Origin of the sequence: Microbulbifer guangxiensis, from assembly GCF_021729075.1 — a bacterium.
Lineage (GTDB): Bacteria > Pseudomonadota > Gammaproteobacteria > Pseudomonadales > Cellvibrionaceae > Microbulbifer > Microbulbifer guangxiensis.
Genome location: NZ_JAJSAQ010000007.1, coordinates 120,542 through 137,864 on the forward strand (window position 1 = coordinate 120,542; position 17,323 = coordinate 137,864).

Sequence of the window (17,323 nt, forward strand, 5' to 3'; positions counted from 1 at the left end):
GCGTTGTTAGAAGAGCCCAATGAGAGCCCGATGAAGTCCTCACCGAAACAGGCCGAAAACCACGTCTACAGCATTTCCGACCTGTCGCGGGAGTTCGGCATCACCACCCGTGCCATCCGCTTTTACGAAGACAGGGGGCTGCTCAGTCCCGAGCGCCGTGGCCAGGCCCGCATCTACTCCCCGGAAGACCGGGTCAGGCTGAAGCTGATCCTGCGGGGCAAGCGGCTGGGCTTCTCCCTCGACGAGAGTCGGGAAATCATCGAGATGTACGACCCGGCCCACGGCAACGTGGAACAGCTGCAGCGCTTGCTGCAGGGCATCGAACAGAAGCGCGCACAGTTGCAGCAGCAGCTGCGCGATATCCAGAGCCTGATGGGCGAACTGGACGAGGCGGAGTCGCGCGCGCGCGCCTCTCTCGCGAAGAATATTTCCCCGTGAACTGCTAACCGATTTCCGGAGCTGCTATGAACACCGCTTACCGCACCCTCAATTTCAATCTCGGTGAAGAGATCGATATGTTGCGCGACATGGTCTACAAGTTCTGCCAGGCAGAACTCGTCCCCCGCGCTGCGCAGATCGATGAGGACAATCAGTTCCCCGCCGATATGTGGAAGAAGTTCGGTGACATGGGCCTGCTGGGCATCACGGTGGAAGAGGAGTTTGGCGGCTCCAGTATGGGTTACCTGGCCCACGCGGTGGCCATGGAGGAGATCTCCCGCGCATCCGCCTCGGTAGGACTTTCCTACGGTGCCCACTCGAACCTGTGTGTGAACCAGATCCGCAAGAACGGCACCCAGGCTCAGAAAGAAAAATACCTGCCCAAGCTCTGCTCCGGTGAGCACGTCGGCGCCCTGGCCATGAGCGAGCCCAACTCCGGCTCCGATGTGGTGAGCCTGCAGCTGCGTGCGGAAAAGAAAGGCGACCGCTTTATCCTCAACGGCAACAAGATGTGGATCACCAACGGTCCCGATGCCGATACTTACGTGATCTACGCGCGCACCGAGCCGGGTATCAGTTCCGGCGGTATTACCGCGTTTATCGTCGAGCGCGGGTTCAAGGGCTTTTCCCAGGCGCAGAAACTCGACAAGCTGGGCATGCGCGGGTCCAACACCTGTGAGCTGGTGTTCGAGGACTGCGAGGTGCCGGAGGAAAACATCCTCGGGGAGCTGAACGGTGGTGTGCGGGTCCTGATGAGCGGCCTCGATTACGAGCGCACCATTCTCTCCGGCGGCCCTGTCGGCATCATGCAGGCATGTATGGATGTGGTGGTTCCCTATGTGCACGAGCGCAAGCAGTTCGGCAAGGCGATCGGCGAATTCCAGCTCATGCAGGGCAAGCTGGCGGACATGTATGCAGACCTGAGCGCGAGCCGTGCCTTCCTCTATGCGGTGGCCCAGGCCTGTGACCGCGGGGAGGACTCGCGCAAGGATGCCGCTGCGGTGATCCTGTTCACTGCGGAGCGCGCCACACAGATGGCCCTGCAGGCGATCCAGACCCTAGGCGGTAACGGCTATATCAACGAGTATCCCACCGGCCGCCTGCTGCGGGATGCCAAGCTGTATGAAATCGGCGCCGGCACTTCCGAGGTGCGGCGTATGTTGATCGGTCGCGAGCTGTTCAACGAAACCCGTTAAGACACTGGCAGAAAGCCATCATCGTCGATCGAGATGGTGGCCCAGCTGCAAAGCGCTCGCTGCCGGAGCCCCATCCGGGACCTTCGGCGGCCATGGATGGCCGCAGAGAGCCTGCAGGGATGCATTCACGGCGTGTCCCGGATGGGGCTCCGGCGGCGAGGGCGCCACCAAACGTACAAGAACATTGCCACCAGCAAGCCAACACCTATGAATCAGCTACAGAGCAAGATCAACACGCGCGACGAAGCCTTCGCCAGCAATCGCGAAAAAATGCAGGCAGTGGTTGCGGACCTGAAAGCCAAGCTGGAGACCATCGCACAGGGCGGTGGTGAGCGGGCGCGGGAAAAACATCTTTCCCGGGGCAAGCTGCTGCCGCGGGACCGTATCGATGCGCTGCTGGACCCGGGCAGTCCCTTTCTGGAGCTATCCCAGCTCGCTGCCTACGGGGTCTATGGGGAAGACGTGCCCGCCGCCGGCATCATCACCGGTATTGGCACCGTCTCCGGCCAGCCCTGTGTGATCGTTGCCAACGATGCGACGGTGAAAGGTGGTACCTATTACCCGCTGACGGTCAAGAAGCACCTGCGGGCGCAGACCGTTGCCGAGCAGAACAACCTGCCCTGTATTTACCTGGTGGACTCCGGCGGTGCCAACCTGCCGCGCCAGGATGAGGTGTTTCCTGATCGCGAGCACTTCGGCCGCATCTTCTTCAACCAGGCCAACCTCTCTGCAAAAAATATCCCGCAGATTGCCGTGGTGATGGGCAGCTGTACCGCAGGTGGAGCCTATGTGCCCGCCATGGCGGACGAGTCCATCATGGTGAAAGAGCAAGCCACCATCTTCCTCGCCGGCCCGCCGCTGGTGAAAGCGGCAACGGGTGAGGAAGTGTCGGCCGAAGAGCTGGGCGGTGCGGAAGTACACTGCCGCACCTCCGGCGTGTCGGACCACTATGCCAACAATGATGTGCACGCGCTGCAACTGGCGCGACGTTCGGTGGCGCGCCTGAACCGGGTGAAAAATCCCGGCCTGGATATCCGCGAACCGGTGGAGCCCATCTATCCGCCGGAAGAAATCTATGGTGTGGTGCCGGCGGACTCGCGCCAGCCCTACGACGTGCGGGAGATCATCGCGCGGGTCGTGGACGGCTCGGAGTTCGATGAATTCAAGGCGCTGTATGGCACCACCCTGGTCACTGGTTTTGCCCGAATCCATGGCTACCCGGTGGGGATCGTGGCCAACAACGGCATCCTGTTTGCGGAGAGCGCGCAGAAAGGGGCGCACTTTATTGAGCTCTGTGCGCAGCGCAATATCCCGCTGGTATTTCTGCAGAACATCACCGGGTTTATGGTGGGCAAGCAGTACGAGGCGGGTGGTATTGCCAAGCACGGCGCCAAGATGGTGACTGCAGTGGCAACGGCCAAGGTGCCCAAGATCACCATCCTGATCGGCGGGTCCTTCGGCGCCGGCAATTACGGTATGTGCGGTCGGGCCTACGATCCGAATTTCCTCTTCATGTGGCCCAATGCCCGCATTTCGGTAATGGGTGGCGAGCAGGCCGCCGGCGTACTGGCCCAGGTCAAGCGGGACCAGAAAGCTGCCCGCGGCGAGAGCTGGAGTGAGGAGGAGGAACAGGCGTTCCGCAAGCCGATCGTCGATACCTACGAGCACCAGGGGCACCCGTACTATGCCTCGGCGCGGCTGTGGGACGACGGCGTCATCGACCCGGCGGATACCCGCCGGGTGCTCGGCCTGTGCCTGGCTGCGGCCACCCACAAAGAGCCGGAGGAGACCCGCTTCGGCGTCTTCCGCATGTAATGCCCGAGTGAGAAATTCTGTCCGCAAAACGGAACAAGGAAAATTCATGAGTGAAAAACTGCTGACCGAAATCGACAGCGAGGGCGTTGCCACGGTCACCCTCAATCGCCCGGATGTTCACAATGCATTCGATGACGATCTGATCCGCCAGTTGGGCGAAACCTTTGACAGCCTGGCTCAGCGGCCGGAGATCCGCGCACTGGTGCTCGCTTCCAACGGCAAGAATTTTTCCGCCGGTGCCGACCTCAACTGGATGAAGCGGATGGCGGAATACTCCGAGGAGGACAACCGCCGGGATGCTGCCGCACTGGCCGCGATGCTGCACAAGCTCGATACCTTTCCGGCACCGACTATCGCCCGTGTGCAGGGGGCGGCGTTTGGTGGCGCAGTGGGCCTGGTCAGTTGTTGCGATATGGCGGTGGCTGCGGAGCGTGCAAGCTTCTGCCTGTCGGAAGTGAAAATCGGTTTGCTGCCCGCGACCATCAGCCCGTATGTCATCAACGCGATCGGCGCCCGCCATGCGCGTCGCTACTTCGTCACTGCGGAGCGTTTTTCGGCGCAGCGCGCCCGTGAAATTGGCCTGGTCTCCGAGATCTGCCAGGAAGGCGAGCTGGATCTGGAAGTACAGAAGCTGGTCAACACCATCGTCGACAATGGCCCACGGGCGGTCGCCATGGCCAAACAGCTGGCCATGTCCATGTCCAACCGGGTGATCAACGAGGAACTGCAGGGCCAGACCAGCGCGCTGATCGCAGCGGTGCGGGTTTCCCCGGAAGGGCAGGAGGGGCTCAGTGCCTTTCTGGAAAAACGGGCGCCCAGCTGGATGGGCAGTGGCGAGGAATAACTTTTCGGACGCACTATGATTCGCAAACTGTTGATAGCCAACCGCGGCGAGATTGCCTGCCGCATCATCAAGACCGCCCGCCGTCTCGGCGTTGCTACCGTCGCTGTCTATTCCGATGCCGATGCCGATGCCCTGCACGTGCAGCTGGCAGATGAAGCGGTGCGTCTGGGGCCCGCTCCGGCGAGGGATTCCTACCTGGACGTTGCCAGGGTCCTCGACGCTGCAAAGCGCACCAATGCCGATGCCATTCACCCCGGTTACGGTTTCCTTTCAGAAAACGCCGGTTTCTGCCGGGCCTGTCAGGAGGCCGGTATTATTTTTGTCGGCCCACCGGCGTCCGCGATCGAGGCCATGGGTTCCAAGTCCGCGGCCAAGCGCATCATGGAGGAGGCCAAGGTGCCGCTGGTGCCGGGCTATCACGGCGAGGAACAGGATCCCGCCGTACTCGAGGAGCACGCGCAGCGGATCGGCTACCCGATCCTGCTGAAGGCGGCCGCCGGTGGCGGCGGCAAAGGCATGCGCCGGGTCGACAGTCATGGGGAATTCCGCAGCGCTCTGGATGCGGCCAAGCGTGAGGCCATGAATGCATTCAGCGATGACCTGATGTTGCTGGAGCGCTATGTAGTCAGCCCCCGCCATGTAGAGATCCAGGTGTTCTGCGATCAGCAGGGCAACGGCGTTTACCTGTTCGAGCGGGACTGCTCCGTGCAGCGTCGCCACCAGAAAGTGGTGGAGGAGGCGCCCGCTCCGGGCCTGTCCGAGGAACTGCGTGCCGAGATGGGGGAAGCCGCCCTGCGCGCAGCCCATGCCATCGGCTACCAGGGTGCAGGCACCGTCGAGTTCCTGCTGGATGCCGACGGCAGCTTCTACTTCATGGAAATGAACACCCGCCTGCAGGTGGAACACCCGGTGACCGAGATGATCTCCGGCCAGGACCTGGTGGCATGGCAGCTGGCCGTGGCCGCCGGAGAGCCGCTGCCCAAACGCCAGGAGGAGCTGGCCATCGACGGCCATGCCTTCGAGGTGCGGATTTATGCCGAAGACCCGGACAACGATTTCCTGCCGGCCACCGGCACTCTGGTACGGCATCGCCCGCCGGAGGAGAGCGCGTCTGTGCGCGTGGACACCGGGGTACAGAGTGGCGACGAGATCAGCGTGCACTACGACCCGATGATCGCCAAGCTGATCTGCCACGGCCGCAACCGCCGCGAGGCGCTGGCCAGGCTCGACCGGGCGCTGGGCCAGTACCAGATCGCCGGATTGCGCCACAACATCGATTTCCTGCGCCGGGTCATCAATCAGGAGGACTTTGCCGCCGGCCGGGTCAGCACCCACTTTATCGAAGACCATGAATCCGAGCTGTTGCAGGCGGAGCGGGCACTTACTCCGCTGGAGTGTGCCGGCATTGCGGCCTACCTCCACGAGCGTGAAATACGGGACCTGCGCGCAGCGGCGCCGGTCGCTGACCGCCACTCCCCATGGCATGCCGGCGACAACTGGCGCAGCGGACTGTCTGCACGCCGTCGACACAATGTCGATATCCACGGGCGCCATGTAGAGCTGGTGACGGAAGTGAGTGACGGGACCGTGTCCTGGCACTGCCCGGTTCTCGGCGACACCGGGCGGGGTGAGATCCGCCTGCTGCCCGGTCGTGAACTGGCTCTGGTCGACGGCCGCCGCATGAGCTTCGCCAGCGTCGATACCGCCGAGGGCGGCGCGGTGTTCGTGGCCGACCGGCAGGTGGAATTCCGTGTGTTACCACCGGACCTGGGTGAGGGCGGTCAGCATGCGGAGGGCCTGGAAGCGCCGATGAATGGCACCGTGATCGCGCTGCTGGCGGAACCGGGTAGCCGCGTGGAGGAAAATCAGCCGCTGCTGGTGATGGAAGCCATGAAGATGGAACACACCCTGCGCGCGCCTGCGGCGGGCGTGGTGCAGCAATACCTTTGTGCGGAGGGTGACCTGGTAGATGGCGGCAGCCTGTTGGTCGACTTCGAAAGCGAGGAGCAGTCATGACCCCGGCAAACCCGGACCTGCCCCGGCAGGTCAAGATGGTGGAAGTAGGGCCCAGGGATGGCCTGCAGAATGAGAAGCAGCCGATCTCGGTTGCGACGCGCATCGGCCTGATCGACCGGTTGTCGGCCGCAGGCCTGCCGGTCATCGAGACCGGCAGTTTCGTGAGCCCGAAATGGGTGCCGCAGATGGCGTCCAGCGAGGAGGTGCTGGCCGGTATCGAGCGCAGGCGCGGGGTGACCTACAGTGCCCTCACGCCAAACCTGAAAGGCTATGAGCGCGCCCTGGAGGCACGGGCCGATGAGGTGGCCGTGTTTGGCGCCGCCTCGGAGGCGTTTACCCGGAAGAACATCAACTGCTCCATCGCGGAAAGCCTGGAGCGCTTTGCGCCGCTACTGGAACGTGCTGCCAAAGACGGCATCCCCGTGCGCGGCTATGTGTCCTGCGTACTGGGGTGCCCCTATGAAGGTGAGATTTCCCCCGAAAAAGTGGCGGAGGTCAGTGCCGCGCTACTGGAAATGGGCTGTTACGAGATTTCCCTCGGCGACACCATCGGCGTGGGTACGCCGGAGCGTGCCAAGCGCATGATCGAGCGGGTGGCCACGCGGGTTCCGGTGGAGAAACTGGCTGTGCATTTCCACGATACCTACGGTCAGGCGCTGGCAAACATCTACGCTGCCCTGCAAATGGGGGTGGCAGTGGTGGACTCCGCCGTGGCCGGACTGGGCGGCTGTCCCTACGCGCGGGGTGCCTCCGGCAACGTGGCCAGTGAGGATGTGCTCTACCTCCTGCAGGGTCTGGGGATCGACACCGGGGTGGATCTGGATAAGCTGGTGGCGGCGGGCAACTTCATTTCCGCCGAACTCGGCCGTGAGAGTAGCTCGCGGGTTGCCCGGGCGATGTCGCCCGCGTGATCGGGATGTATTCGTCACCCTCGTGACTGCCACTGTGAGCCTGGCAGTCACGGTTTGGTGTTCACCTTGCCGTCACGGGGAATCTGTTACCATCGGCATCAAGAATTCAGTGCCGACCTGTCTACCTCTATGAAAATACTGCGCAATCTCTTTCTCGTACTTGCCGGGCTTCTGTTGCTGGCTGCGCTTGTGGCGCCCGGTGTCATCGCCCCCCGTGTGGAAGATATCTGGCAACAGCAGCTGGCCAACCTCCAGGGTGCCGAGGCTACGGACTATCAACGGGGCTGGTTCGGGGCCGAGGCGCGCACGCGGATTACCGGTACAGAGGGGGCGACGGAACTGCACAGCGAGATCCAGCATGGACCGCTGCTTTTTACTGCCAGTGGACCGCGTCTCGGGGCGGTCTACAGCGTGACCACGCTGGTCCCGGAGCATCTCCCCGCCGCTTTGCGCACACAACTTGAAGGGCTCTACGGCCGCCTTGCCCACAGCCCGCTGCGACTGGAGACGGTCGTGGGCATGGACAACAATATTGAGAACACCCTGCACCTCGAGTCTTTCGTCCGCAGTGACGCCGGCGGCGAGTTGCAATTCGAAGGGGCGGAACTGCAGTTCCAGACCGACTACTCCGGGGCCGTGCTGGATGGCACCGTTCAACTGGGTGGTATTCGCCATAGTGCGGGTGGCCGGGAAAAGTTTTACAGCGCGCCGGCCACTGGCGAGCTGGCCATTGTGCCCGGGTGTTCGCTGGAGGGCGGCCTGAACTGGCCGCTGCTGAAAGCCGACACGGAATCCGGCCCGCTGGAGCTTCGGCAGGTGGCGCTGAATCTGGCACTGACGAGAGTGGATGCCGGCCACTGGCAGTGGGAAAGCGAGCTGGCGGCGCCGCAGGTGCAGTCAGCGACACCGGTCAATGCGGTCAACCAGCGCATCAGAATCCCCAGGGCGACTCCTGCGGTGTTGCTGCACTACCTGGCACAACTGGTGCCGGCTTCCGGTGAGCGCCAGTGGCAGCAGGTGTTTGAGCCACCGCTCGCCGGGCAGCAGCAGCTGCAGGTGGAATCGGCCAATGGCCCGATCACAATGAATGCTGACATCAACTGGCGCGGCTTTCGCACCGGTGCGCGGCCGGTGAGCCAGGCCCCGGGCCAGTGGCTGACTCCCATGACTGGCACAATGACACTATCGGCAGCGGAGCCCGCCTTGTTGCAGTCGCCGCTGATCGGCCAGGCGCTGCTGCTGCGCAAGTACGGGCTGCTGGAAGAGCGCGATGGTGAACTGCAGATGCTGTTGGAAGTGGATCGCGGAGAGCTGAAGGTCAACGGCCAGCCATTGCCGCCGGATCTGTTCCTGATGGCGATTACCGGCCAGTTTTAACGACCGTGGGATGTCCGCACCGAAAGACAAAAAACGCCGGCTTGAGAACCGGCGTTTTCCGTTCTGGCGTTGGTTTTGAAGTTGTGCAAGCTGATCCTCAATAGGCAGGGCGATTGTCCGCCAGCACCAGCCAGCCACGGATGACCCGGTACACCACCCAGATCCAGCTGATGCCCAGGATCAGGAAGCCCAGGCCAAAAATCCACACGGTTGCCCAGCCCACCACGAACCACAGGATGCTGAACCAGAAGGTGCGGATCTGCCAGCGAAAATGGGATTCCGCCAGGGTGCCCCGCACGTCGCCGCGCTTGGCGTAGTTGATGATCACACCGATGAAAAACGGCACCGCCGTGAACAGGCTGATGGCCTGGATCAGGTAGACCAGGGTGGCCAGGTCCCGTCCTGATTGCTCGCGGGCTTCCGGGGTTTTTACGGGGTACTGCTCGGGCATGGGCTCTCTCGCAACGGTTCAAAAGACCTATTGTGCGGTCGCCGGCCGGCATTGCAAGCGACCGCGGTGGCCGTTTATCGCAGCGCCCACTCGGTATGCAGATTACTGCTTTTCCACTCCTGCAGCTGCTGAATCGAAACACGCATCAGGTTGAGCAGTTCTGTGCGTTGCTGGCGACAGCGCTCACGCTCGCTGTCGATGCCGAGCTGGGCAGCCAGGTTGCGGAGGTGACCCGCGATGGCATCCAGACCGATTTCCTCTGAGTTGGCGGCGATGACCAGTGCCAGTTTTTCCGCATCCAGCCAGTGCCGGCCGGTCAGGGCACTGGTGAGTTCAGTAATTTTCTTGGGCAGGCCGGCAGAGTGGCGGTTGATGAGGTCGGCAAACGGCTGGTGACCAAGCGTGGCGCGCTTGCGCTCCAGCGCCTGCAGGTTCAGTACCCTCAGCGACTCTACATCAATCGTTTCTGTTGTTGCGGCCTGCGGAGCGCTGGCCACCGCCACTGTCTGTACCCTGCCGAGTCGCTGGATCTGGTCCAGGGATCGCACGATCGGCTGCAGTTGGCTGCGGGCCCTTTCCGCCAGGGTGGCGCTGTCTCCCTGGGCGCTGATGGTAAGCCGCTGCAGAGTCTCGCGCAGGTTTTCCAGTGGCCGCCGTAACTGATGGCCAATCACTGCCTGCAGGTCATCCTTGGATTGGCGCAGCTCACTGACGCGGCGGGTTGCTTCTGACAGCTTCTTGTCGCGCTCTTTGATTTCCCGGCCGTAGTGGCGCAACTGCCCGTCGAGCCTGTCGCGTTCGGACTGCAGTTTTGCCAGGCGTCCGGCAATCGATCTCACCTGCTGCCGCAGCCGCAGCCACAGCAGGACGCCGATGGTCAGGGTAACCAGCAGTGCTGCGAGAAGACTGGCAGCCCAGAGCATTGGCACCGTTCCGGCATCGACATCGGGCGGATTGTGGGCAAAGGAAAGGGATGGCACTGCGAGGAAAGCAGCGGTAGCGATGCCCACGGGCAACGGGCGTGGGAGGCTACCCGCGCCCACGGAAAAATGGTGTTTATTCATCCTTGTCACCATCTGGCAGGGCCAGTTCCTGCGGCCCATCAATGACTAACCGGGTCAAACGGTACAGCCTGACCCTCGCGTGCTTGATACTGCAATTGGCCGTGCAACACAAGGGAATTGTGCGCACGTCGGAGCCGGTTGGGCGGGGTTACTGGTGGGGGGCCTGGATCAATGAACAGTCCTGAGAGCTCGCCTGGATTATTGCCCCGTCCCTGTCGGCTCGCCCTAAAGATAGCCGAAATTCTCTGACACCCTGGTGGAAACGCCGTGCTATCAGGCGAGTGCCCGCGACTGACTGTGGAGGCGCCGCCTGATCCAATGACGGCGCAACCAGTCGAGATAGATGCCGTACGGCCGGCCCATGGCGCCGGCCAGCAACATGAAAGTGGTGCTCGCCGTGGCAATCTCCACCCAGCTGGCGCCGCCCAGCAGCATGTTGGCGGTGTACAGGGGCAGCTGAAAACTCAGGAATACGAAAGTGTCCACCAGGTAGGCGTGCAGCCGTCCCTGCCCGGGAATCCTGCCATAGACCCACAGGCGGTAGAGTCCGAAGGGGCGGGCAATCAGGGTGTTGAAAATGATGGCCAGTAGGCGCACCTGCAGGTGCTCCTGCAGGCTCATGCCCGCCAGCAGCAGCTCGATGGGAATGGCAATGGCCCAGGAGAAGCTGTTCATGGCGAAGATGTCGAGCAACAGCTCCCGGCGACGGCAGAGCGTCGGCGCCGGAGCAGCGGGTTTCTCAGTCTCAATGGGCGGTGCAATGATCGGCGGCGACATGGGAACAGCTATCTCATCGACGTGGTTTTGAACAGGGTGGCGATTATATCTACAGTTTCGCCGAATGCTAGATTGATATTGTTATAAATTTATTAAAAGTAGTATGAGTATTTTGTATGGAGCGGTAAGTGATGATGGCATTCTGCCCATTTGGGCCTCCCGCGTAGGCTCTTTGTTCTAAAATACAGCCCGCTCCGCGTGGCGATTGGAACAGGAGGTTCGAGGCGGCGAATCAGCCTTTGCATACCGGGGGGAAGGAACGGAAGGGAGAATTTTCCGGAAAGGTGCTTGTCGGAGGAGCTGGGGGGCGGGGGAGCCCCGGAGGGTTCCCCGGGGCCACGGCAGGTCAGAGGCTCACTTTCTCCACGACCAGGCTGCCGATCGAGTAACCGGCGCCGAAAGAGCAGATCACGCCGCGATCGCCCTCCGCCAGGTCATCGCTGTACAGGTTGAAGGCGATCACCGAGCCGGCACAGCCGGTGTTCGCGTAGCGATCCAGCACGATGGGTGCCCGCTCCTCGCTGGCATCATCCCCCATCAGCTTCCTGGCGATCAGGTTGTTCATATTGATGTTGGCCTGGTGCAGCCAGTAACGGTTCACCTCCGCCGGCTCAGTGCCTGCGCTCCTTACATGCTCCTCGATATGGGCGGCCGCCATTGGGCAGACTTCCTTGAATACCTTGCGGCCGTTCTGGCGGAACAGTTTGCCGGGTCCAAAGGGGTCCACATCGGCGGCGCGGGCGGTATAGCCGAAGTTGGAGCGGATGTTGTTGGAGAAGACTGTCTGGGCGCGGGTGCTGAGTACTTCCCAGGCGCTGTCCACTGCACAGGTGTCCCGTCTCTCCACCACGCTGGCCACGGCCACATCACCGAAGATGAAGTGGCTGTCGCGATCGGTGAAATCGATCTGCGGTGAGGCCAGCTCCGGGTTGATCACCAGCACCGAGCGCGCGGAACCGGCGGCCACGGCATCCAAGGCCCGTTGCAGGGAGAAAGTGGCAGAAGAACAGGCCACTTCCATATCGAACGCAAAGCCATCGATGCCCAGCGCCCCCTGGATCTCGATGGCAATAGCCGGATAGGCCCGCTGCATATAGGAGGCACCGACGATCACCGCGTCGATGTCCGCCGGCGTCTTGCCGGCTTTCTGCAGCGCCAGCTTGGCGGCCTTGAGACCCATTTCCGCCTGCAGGCTGATCTCCTCATCGGGTCGTTCGGGCAGGTAGGGGCGCATCCGGCCAGGATCGAGGATACCCTCGCGGCTGATCACGTAGCGGTTCTTGATGCCAGAGGCCTTCTCGATGAACTCCGCCGAAGACAGCGGTTTTGCCGCCATGTCCCCGGCTTCGATTTCCGCTGCGTGGCGCTCGTTGAAGCGCTCGGCATAACTGTTGTAGGCCTCCACCAGTTCTTCGTTGCTGATGGCATCTGGCGGCGTCCACAGTCCGGTGCCGCTGATCACGATACCGCGCGGCAACTTAAATTCTGTCATCGCTGAATCCTCGGCTCGCCGGTCGACGGCTCGCGAGCCCTTAGTCATTAATAAAAACCTTAGCAGTCCGAACGGGCGGACCGCGGAAATCCTCGACGCGTCACGCTGGGTTTCGGGGTAGGGCAGCGCGGGCGAAAAATGGCGCGTATTGTGACGGGAATGCCAGTTTCGGTCTACTTTGCGGGCGTTGCTGCCAGCCAGTAATCAGGGGGTTCTGGCCAGGGCGAGGGCCACGACCCGGGAAGCTCCGGCTGCAAGCAGGGCGTTGGCTGCCGTTTCCATGGTGGCACCGGTGGTGATGACATCGTCCACCAGCCCAATCCGCTGGCCGGCGACGTCACCGCGGACGAGGAAACTGCCGGAGAGATTGCGCAGGCGCTGGCGGCGTTGCAGGGATTGCTGGCGGTCGCTCGCACGGCACTTACGCAGGGTCCGGGGAAGGGTGGGCAGCTGCCAGGCGCGGCTGAATGTCTCGGCCAGTAATTGCGCCTGGTTGAAGCCGCGCTGCCAGAATCGGCGCCAGTGCAGGGGCATCGGCACCAGCAGGTCCAGTGATTCGGCCATCCCTGCCAGTGATTCGGCCGCGAGGCTGGCTAGGGCGTGGCCAGCCCCCAGGTCGCCCTCGTACTTGAACCGCTGGATCAGCGGGCTCACCGGAAAGCCATACAGCCAGGCACAGCGGCTCGCCGCCATGGCTGGCGGCCGGGATTGGCAGGCGGGACACTGCCGCGTGGGCCCGGCTGGCACGGGCGGTAGCGGTATGGCGCAGGTCGCGCAGGCGCTGTCGAGGCGCGGCAGATCCCGGGCGCAGCCGGAGCAGAGCCCGAAGCGCGGTTCAGCACAGCCGCCGCAGAGGACACAGCGCAGCAGTGTGGAGTGTCGCCAATCGCTGTAAACCATTCCCTGGTCGCTCGGTTGACAGTGACCGGCCCGCCGCTACACTGGCGAAATTCCCAACAATCGCCGCGCCTGCGCCGGACCACAACAATGAACCAGGGAGACTACCCCCAGTGACCGCCACCCAGCAAATGCCTTCCGCTTCTGTGAATTACCTCGAGAGCCGTCACGACTGGACCCGCCAGCAGGTGCTGGAGCTGTTCGCCATGCCCTTCAACGACCTGTTGTTCACCGCCCAGCAGGTGCATCGCGCCCATTTCGATGCCAACCGGGTGCAGGTGAGCACCCTCTGCTCGATCAAAACCGGCGCCTGTCCGGAAGACTGCGCCTACTGCCCGCAGAGCGCCCGTTACGACACCGGCCTGGAGCGGGAAAAGCTGATGAAGGTAGAGAAAGTGCTGGAGGAGGCCCGCGCAGCCAAGGCCAGCGGTGCCACCCGATTCTGCATGGGCGCCGCCTGGCGTTCGCCGAAGAAAAAGGACATGCCCTACGTCACCCAGATGGTACGCGAGGTCAAGGCCCTGGGGCTGGAGACCTGCATGACCCTGGGCATGCTGAACGACGACCAGGCGAAGGAGCTGGCGGATGCCGGCCTCGACTACTACAACCACAACCTCGACACCTCCGCCGAGTACTACGGCGAGATCATCACCACCCGCACCTACCAGGATCGCCTGGAGACCCTGGATCGCGTACGCCAGGCCGGTATGAAAGTCTGCGCCGGCGGCATCATCGGCATGGGCGAAGGGGAGAAGGATCGCGCCGGGTTGTTGATGCAGCTGGCCAACCTGCCCGAGCACCCGGAGTCTGTTCCCATCAACATGCTGGTGAAAGTGGCGGGCACGCCGCTGGAGCAGGAAAAAGACCTGGATCCGTTCGAGTTTATCCGCTGTATCGCCGTGGCCCGCATCATGATGCCCAGATCCCACGTGCGCCTGTCGGCGGGCCGCGAGGCCATGAATGACGAGATGCAGTCGCTGGCTTTTCTGGCCGGTGCCAACTCTATTTTCTACGGCGAAAAACTGCTCACCACCGGCAATCCGGAAGCCAATAAAGACATGCAGCTGTTTGCACGCCTCGGTATTCAGCCGGAAGAGTACCAGCAGTATGCCGATGAGGCCGAGGTGGAGGCAGAGCTGACCTCCCGTATCGTCGAGCAGCAGAACGATCCTTACTTCTACGACGCGGCCAAATGAGTCTCCGCGCCACCCTGCAGAAACGGCTCGCTCAGCGTCGCGAAAGCGGGCTCTACCGCCAGCTGAAGATCTTGGACGCCGCGCCCACCCCCGGCGCTGTGGTCGATGGCCTGCCGATGGTCACTTTCAGCAGCAATGACTATCTCGGCCTGGCCACCCACCCGGAGGTGATCGCGGCGCAGCAGGAAGGCGCGCGCCTGGGTGCCGGTGCCACGGCCTCACACCTGGTCAACGGGCACCTGCGGATCCACGAGGAGCTGCAGGAAGAGATCGCGGCGGCGACGGGGCGCGAGGCAGCGCTGGTGTTCTCCAGCGGCTACGCCGCCAATATGGGCACCATCTGCGCCCTGATCGGTCGCGGCGACAGTATCGTTTCCGACAAGCTCAACCACGCCTCGCTGATCGACGGTGCGCGCCTGTCCCGCGCCGACAGCCTGCGCTTCGCCCACAGTGATACCGCGGCGCTGGAGCGCCAGCTGGTGCGCGCACCGGCCGCCGGCGGCAACACCCTGGTGGCGGTGGACGGTGTCTACAGCATGGACGGCGACTGTGCCCCGCTGGCGGAGGTCGCCCGGCTGTGCCGTCAGTACGGTGCCTGGCTGATGGTGGACGAGGCTCACGGCTTCGGTGTCATGGGCAGCGACATACTGCCGGTCGGCGGCAGCGTGGCTGCGGCTGGTCTCGGCGAGGAGGAGGTGCCGGTGCTGATGGGGACCCTGGGCAAGGCAGCGGGCAATGCCGGTGCCTTCGTGGCGGGTTCCCGTGAGCTGATCGATTACCTGGTGCAGTTCGCCCGCACCTATATCTATACCACCGGCATGCCGCCGGCAGTTGCTGCCGGAGCCCTGGCTGCGGTGCGAATCATGCAGCGGCAGCCAGAGCTGCGGCAGCGCCTCGGTAACAATATCGCCCACTTCCGCCGTGGTGCCGCTGAGCGCGGTCTGCCGCTCTGCGACAGCACCAGCGCGATCCAGCCCCTGTTGCTGGGCGCTGAACAGGCCGTGATGACCGTCGCCGCAGAGCTGGCTTCGCGCGGGTTCCTGGTGGGCGCCATCCGTCCACCCACGGTGCCAGCGGGCACGGCGCGCCTGCGTATCACCCTGAGTGCCGCTCACAGCGGCGCACAGATCGAAGCCCTGCTCGATGCCCTCGCAACCGCACTTGCCGCAACGGTACCCGGGCAGACTGTGGCCGACGGGGTATCTCCGTGAAGTTCCAACATCTGGTTTTGCTGCATGGCTGGGGCTGCGACGGGCGCCTCTGGGCACCGCTGCAGGCCGAGCTTGAAAAGCGACTGGCACTCCCGGTCAGCGTGCTGGAACTGCCGGGTTTCGGTGCGCGACACCGCGAAGCCTGGCCGGAGACAAGCGCCCTGCTCGATGAACTCAATGAGCGGATTCCCGCCGGCAGCCTTCTGATGGGCCATTCCCTCGGGGGTATGCTGGCCGTGCGCCTGGCAGCCCGGAGCGATCGGGTCGCCGGCGTAATCACCCTGGCCGCCAACGCACGTTTTACCGCCGCGCCGGGCTGGCCGGGCATGGCACCGAGTGTGTTCGAGGCTTTCTACCATTCATTTGCCCAGTCTGGGGAAAAAACCTGGTTGCGCTTTTGCGGCCTGCAGGTGCAGGGGGACCGCAATGCGCGGGCCCTGCTGAAACAACTTCGCGGGCTGGCACCCGAAGCGATGGGGGATGCCTGGGTTTCAGCACTGCGTTGCCTGGGGCAGCTGGACAACCGGGAGACGTTGCAGCAGCTGGAGAAACCACAGTTGCATCTGCTGGCTGAAGGGGATGCCCTGGTGCCTGCCGACAGCGCCGACGCGCTGAACTCGCTGGGAGTGCCGACAGAGGTGATCAGTGCTGCCGGGCATGTGTTGCCATTGGGCCAACCCCGGTTGCTCGGAGCCACCATCGAACAGTTTGTGCGGGCGCACACCGCTGACCAAAGTGCAGCCGAGGTGGCAGAGCCGTTTGCCAAGCAGGCGGTCGCTCGCTCGTTTGGCCGCGCCGCAGCCGACTATGACGCCGCCGCCCACCTGCAGCGTGCCGTCTGCCGGCACCTGCTCGCCAGCTTGCCGGAGGGCACCGAGCCGCGGCGCATTCTCGACCTGGGCAGTGGCACCGGCTACGGCAGTGAACTGTTGCGCCAGCGGTTTCCCTTCGCGGAGATCATCGCCCTGGACCTGGCCGAGGGCATGCTGGCCTATGCCCGCGAGCGTCGGCCGGCCGCTGATGGCTACATCGCTGCCGATGCGGAGCAGCTGCCGCTGGCCGATGACAGCTTTGACCTGGTTTTCTCCAGCATGGCGCTGCAGTGGTGCTACCGGCTGCCGCAACTCTTTGCCGAACTGCAGCGGGTTGTGGCGCCGGGCGGGAGACTGCTGGTGTCCACGCTGGGGCCCGGTACTCTTCGGGAGCTGAAGGCGGCCTGGGCTTCTGTGGACGACGGTGTCCATGTAAACCGTTTTCTCTCGGCGGATGAATGGTCTGCAGCGGCACGGGCGGCGGGTCTGGGTGGGATCCGGGGCGTGGAGGAGCGGGTACTGCATTACGCCACGGCAGTGGAGTTGATGCGGGACCTGAAACGCATCGGTGCCCACAACGTCAATCGCGGCGCAGGCCGGGGGCTCACCGGCCGCGATCGCCTGCGCCGGTTGTCGCGGGCCTACGAGCCCTGGCGCACCGCCACCGGATTGCCGGCCAGTTACGAGGTCATCTACCTGGACCTGCACTGCACTGCACACCGTGGCGAGACAACGGAACAGGCCAGCGGTGTGGATAGAACGGCAGACGCCGGCACAGGGGCCGGCGTCTATGAGCTTGGCAGCTGAGACCGGGTCAGGGCCCGGC

The 17,323-nt window shown here is 63.5% G+C and carries 15 protein-coding genes; 10 read left to right on the forward strand and 5 right to left on the reverse strand.

Annotated features, from left to right (window positions below; all coding sequences use genetic code 11):
* Positions 1-30: 30 nt before the first annotated feature.
* The 7 genes from LVD12_RS14980 (at position 31) to LVD12_RS15010 (ending at position 8,597) form a co-directional block, all read left to right on the forward strand.
* A complete protein-coding gene (locus tag LVD12_RS14980; protein WP_237068533.1) occupies positions 31-438 on the forward strand; it encodes a MerR family transcriptional regulator in 408 nt (135 codons plus the stop codon).
* Positions 439-464: 26 nt separating this feature from the next.
* Complete coding sequence (locus tag LVD12_RS14985; protein ID WP_237068534.1) at positions 465-1,634, forward strand: isovaleryl-CoA dehydrogenase; 1,170 nt, start codon at positions 465-467, stop codon at positions 1,632-1,634.
* 207 nt (positions 1,635-1,841) lie between these two features.
* Positions 1,842-3,449 (forward strand): carboxyl transferase domain-containing protein, encoded by a 1,608-nt coding sequence (locus tag LVD12_RS14990; protein ID WP_237068535.1) that lies wholly within the window; start codon positions 1,842-1,844, stop codon positions 3,447-3,449.
* A gap of 46 nt (positions 3,450-3,495) precedes the next feature.
* Positions 3,496-4,293 (forward strand): enoyl-CoA hydratase/isomerase family protein, encoded by a 798-nt coding sequence (locus LVD12_RS14995; RefSeq protein ID WP_237068536.1) that lies wholly within the window; start codon positions 3,496-3,498, stop codon positions 4,291-4,293.
* A gap of 15 nt (positions 4,294-4,308) precedes the next feature.
* Positions 4,309-6,309: an acetyl/propionyl/methylcrotonyl-CoA carboxylase subunit alpha gene (locus LVD12_RS15000; protein WP_237068537.1), complete on the forward strand. Its 2,001-nt coding sequence runs from the start codon at positions 4,309-4,311 to the stop codon at positions 6,307-6,309.
* The gene (locus tag LVD12_RS15005) at positions 6,306-7,220 is read left to right on the forward strand and encodes a hydroxymethylglutaryl-CoA lyase (RefSeq protein ID WP_237068538.1); all 915 of its coding nucleotides are present in this window, start codon (positions 6,306-6,308) and stop codon (positions 7,218-7,220) included. The genes LVD12_RS15000 and LVD12_RS15005 overlap by 4 nt, the downstream gene beginning before the upstream one ends.
* Positions 7,221-7,349: 129 nt before the next feature.
* Positions 7,350-8,597 carry a DUF945 family protein gene (locus tag LVD12_RS15010; protein WP_237068539.1) on the forward strand — a complete coding sequence of 416 codons (1,248 nt, stop codon included), beginning with the start codon at positions 7,350-7,352 and terminating at the stop codon, positions 8,595-8,597.
* A 97-nt stretch (positions 8,598-8,694) separates the two neighbouring features.
* On the opposite strand, the gene LVD12_RS15015 is transcribed toward LVD12_RS15010, so the two are convergent.
* The 5 genes from LVD12_RS15015 to LVD12_RS15035 all read right to left on the reverse strand — a co-directional run bounded on the left by LVD12_RS15015 (position 8,695) and on the right by LVD12_RS15035 (position 13,074).
* Positions 8,695-9,048 (reverse strand): DUF4870 family protein, encoded by a 354-nt coding sequence (locus LVD12_RS15015; protein ID WP_237068540.1) that lies wholly within the window; start codon positions 9,046-9,048, stop codon positions 8,695-8,697.
* 74 nt (positions 9,049-9,122) lie between these two features.
* A complete protein-coding gene (locus tag LVD12_RS15020) occupies positions 9,123-10,112 on the reverse strand; it encodes a coiled-coil domain-containing protein (RefSeq protein WP_237068541.1) in 990 nt (329 codons plus the stop codon).
* 273 nt (positions 10,113-10,385) lie between these two features.
* The gene (gene alaE, locus LVD12_RS15025; protein ID WP_237068542.1) at positions 10,386-10,889 is read right to left on the reverse strand and encodes an L-alanine exporter AlaE; all 504 of its coding nucleotides are present in this window, start codon (positions 10,887-10,889) and stop codon (positions 10,386-10,388) included.
* Between the two features lie 346 nt (positions 10,890-11,235).
* Positions 11,236-12,381, reverse strand: a complete 1,146-nt coding sequence (locus LVD12_RS15030; RefSeq protein ID WP_237068543.1) for a beta-ketoacyl-ACP synthase III — start codon at positions 12,379-12,381, stop codon at positions 11,236-11,238.
* Positions 12,382-12,585: 204 nt separating this feature from the next.
* Positions 12,586-13,074: a ComF family protein gene (locus LVD12_RS15035; RefSeq protein WP_237068544.1), complete on the reverse strand. Its 489-nt coding sequence runs from the start codon at positions 13,072-13,074 to the stop codon at positions 12,586-12,588.
* Positions 13,075-13,409: 335 nt separating this feature from the next.
* Between LVD12_RS15035 and bioB the strand changes: the two genes are divergently transcribed.
* Genes bioB through bioC form a run of 3 tightly spaced genes read left to right on the forward strand, consistent with a single transcriptional unit; the run spans position 13,410 to position 17,304 of the window.
* Positions 13,410-14,474 carry a biotin synthase BioB gene (gene bioB / locus LVD12_RS15040; RefSeq protein ID WP_237068629.1) on the forward strand — a complete coding sequence of 355 codons (1,065 nt, stop codon included), beginning with the start codon at positions 13,410-13,412 and terminating at the stop codon, positions 14,472-14,474.
* Entirely contained in the window at positions 14,471-15,685 is a 1,215-nt protein-coding gene (gene bioF / locus LVD12_RS15045) for an 8-amino-7-oxononanoate synthase (RefSeq protein WP_237068545.1), read from the forward strand. Before bioB ends, bioF begins: the two co-directional genes overlap by 4 nt.
* Positions 15,682-17,304, forward strand: a complete 1,623-nt coding sequence (bioC, locus tag LVD12_RS15050) for a malonyl-ACP O-methyltransferase BioC (RefSeq protein ID WP_237068546.1) — start codon at positions 15,682-15,684, stop codon at positions 17,302-17,304. Before bioF ends, bioC begins: the two co-directional genes overlap by 4 nt.
* Positions 17,305-17,323 lie beyond the last annotated feature (19 nt).

Coding starts and splice junctions, on each gene's coding strand:
- bioF (WP_237068545.1), top strand. CDS start 14,471: ATGAGTCTCCGCGCCACCCTGCAGAAACGGCTCGCTCAGCGTCGCGAA.
- LVD12_RS14995 (WP_237068536.1), top strand. CDS start 3,496: ATGAGTGAAAAACTGCTGACCGAAATCGACAGCGAGGGCGTTGCCACG.
- LVD12_RS15030 (WP_237068543.1), bottom strand. CDS start 12,381: ATGACAGAATTTAAGTTGCCGCGCGGTATCGTGATCAGCGGCACCGGA.
- LVD12_RS15035 (WP_237068544.1), bottom strand. CDS start 13,074: ATGGCGGCGAGCCGCTGTGCCTGGCTGTATGGCTTTCCGGTGAGCCCG.
- bioB (WP_237068629.1), top strand. CDS start 13,410: ATGCCTTCCGCTTCTGTGAATTACCTCGAGAGCCGTCACGACTGGACC.
- LVD12_RS15005 (WP_237068538.1), top strand. CDS start 6,306: ATGACCCCGGCAAACCCGGACCTGCCCCGGCAGGTCAAGATGGTGGAA.
- LVD12_RS14990 (WP_237068535.1), top strand. CDS start 1,842: ATGAATCAGCTACAGAGCAAGATCAACACGCGCGACGAAGCCTTCGCC.
- LVD12_RS14980 (WP_237068533.1), top strand. CDS start 31: ATGAAGTCCTCACCGAAACAGGCCGAAAACCACGTCTACAGCATTTCC.
- LVD12_RS15015 (WP_237068540.1), bottom strand. CDS start 9,048: ATGCCCGAGCAGTACCCCGTAAAAACCCCGGAAGCCCGCGAGCAATCA.
- LVD12_RS15010 (WP_237068539.1), top strand. CDS start 7,350: ATGAAAATACTGCGCAATCTCTTTCTCGTACTTGCCGGGCTTCTGTTG.
- alaE (WP_237068542.1), bottom strand. CDS start 10,889: ATGTCGCCGCCGATCATTGCACCGCCCATTGAGACTGAGAAACCCGCT.
- LVD12_RS15000 (WP_237068537.1), top strand. CDS start 4,309: ATGATTCGCAAACTGTTGATAGCCAACCGCGGCGAGATTGCCTGCCGC.
- LVD12_RS14985 (WP_237068534.1), top strand. CDS start 465: ATGAACACCGCTTACCGCACCCTCAATTTCAATCTCGGTGAAGAGATC.
- LVD12_RS15020 (WP_237068541.1), bottom strand. CDS start 10,112: ATGAATAAACACCATTTTTCCGTGGGCGCGGGTAGCCTCCCACGCCCG.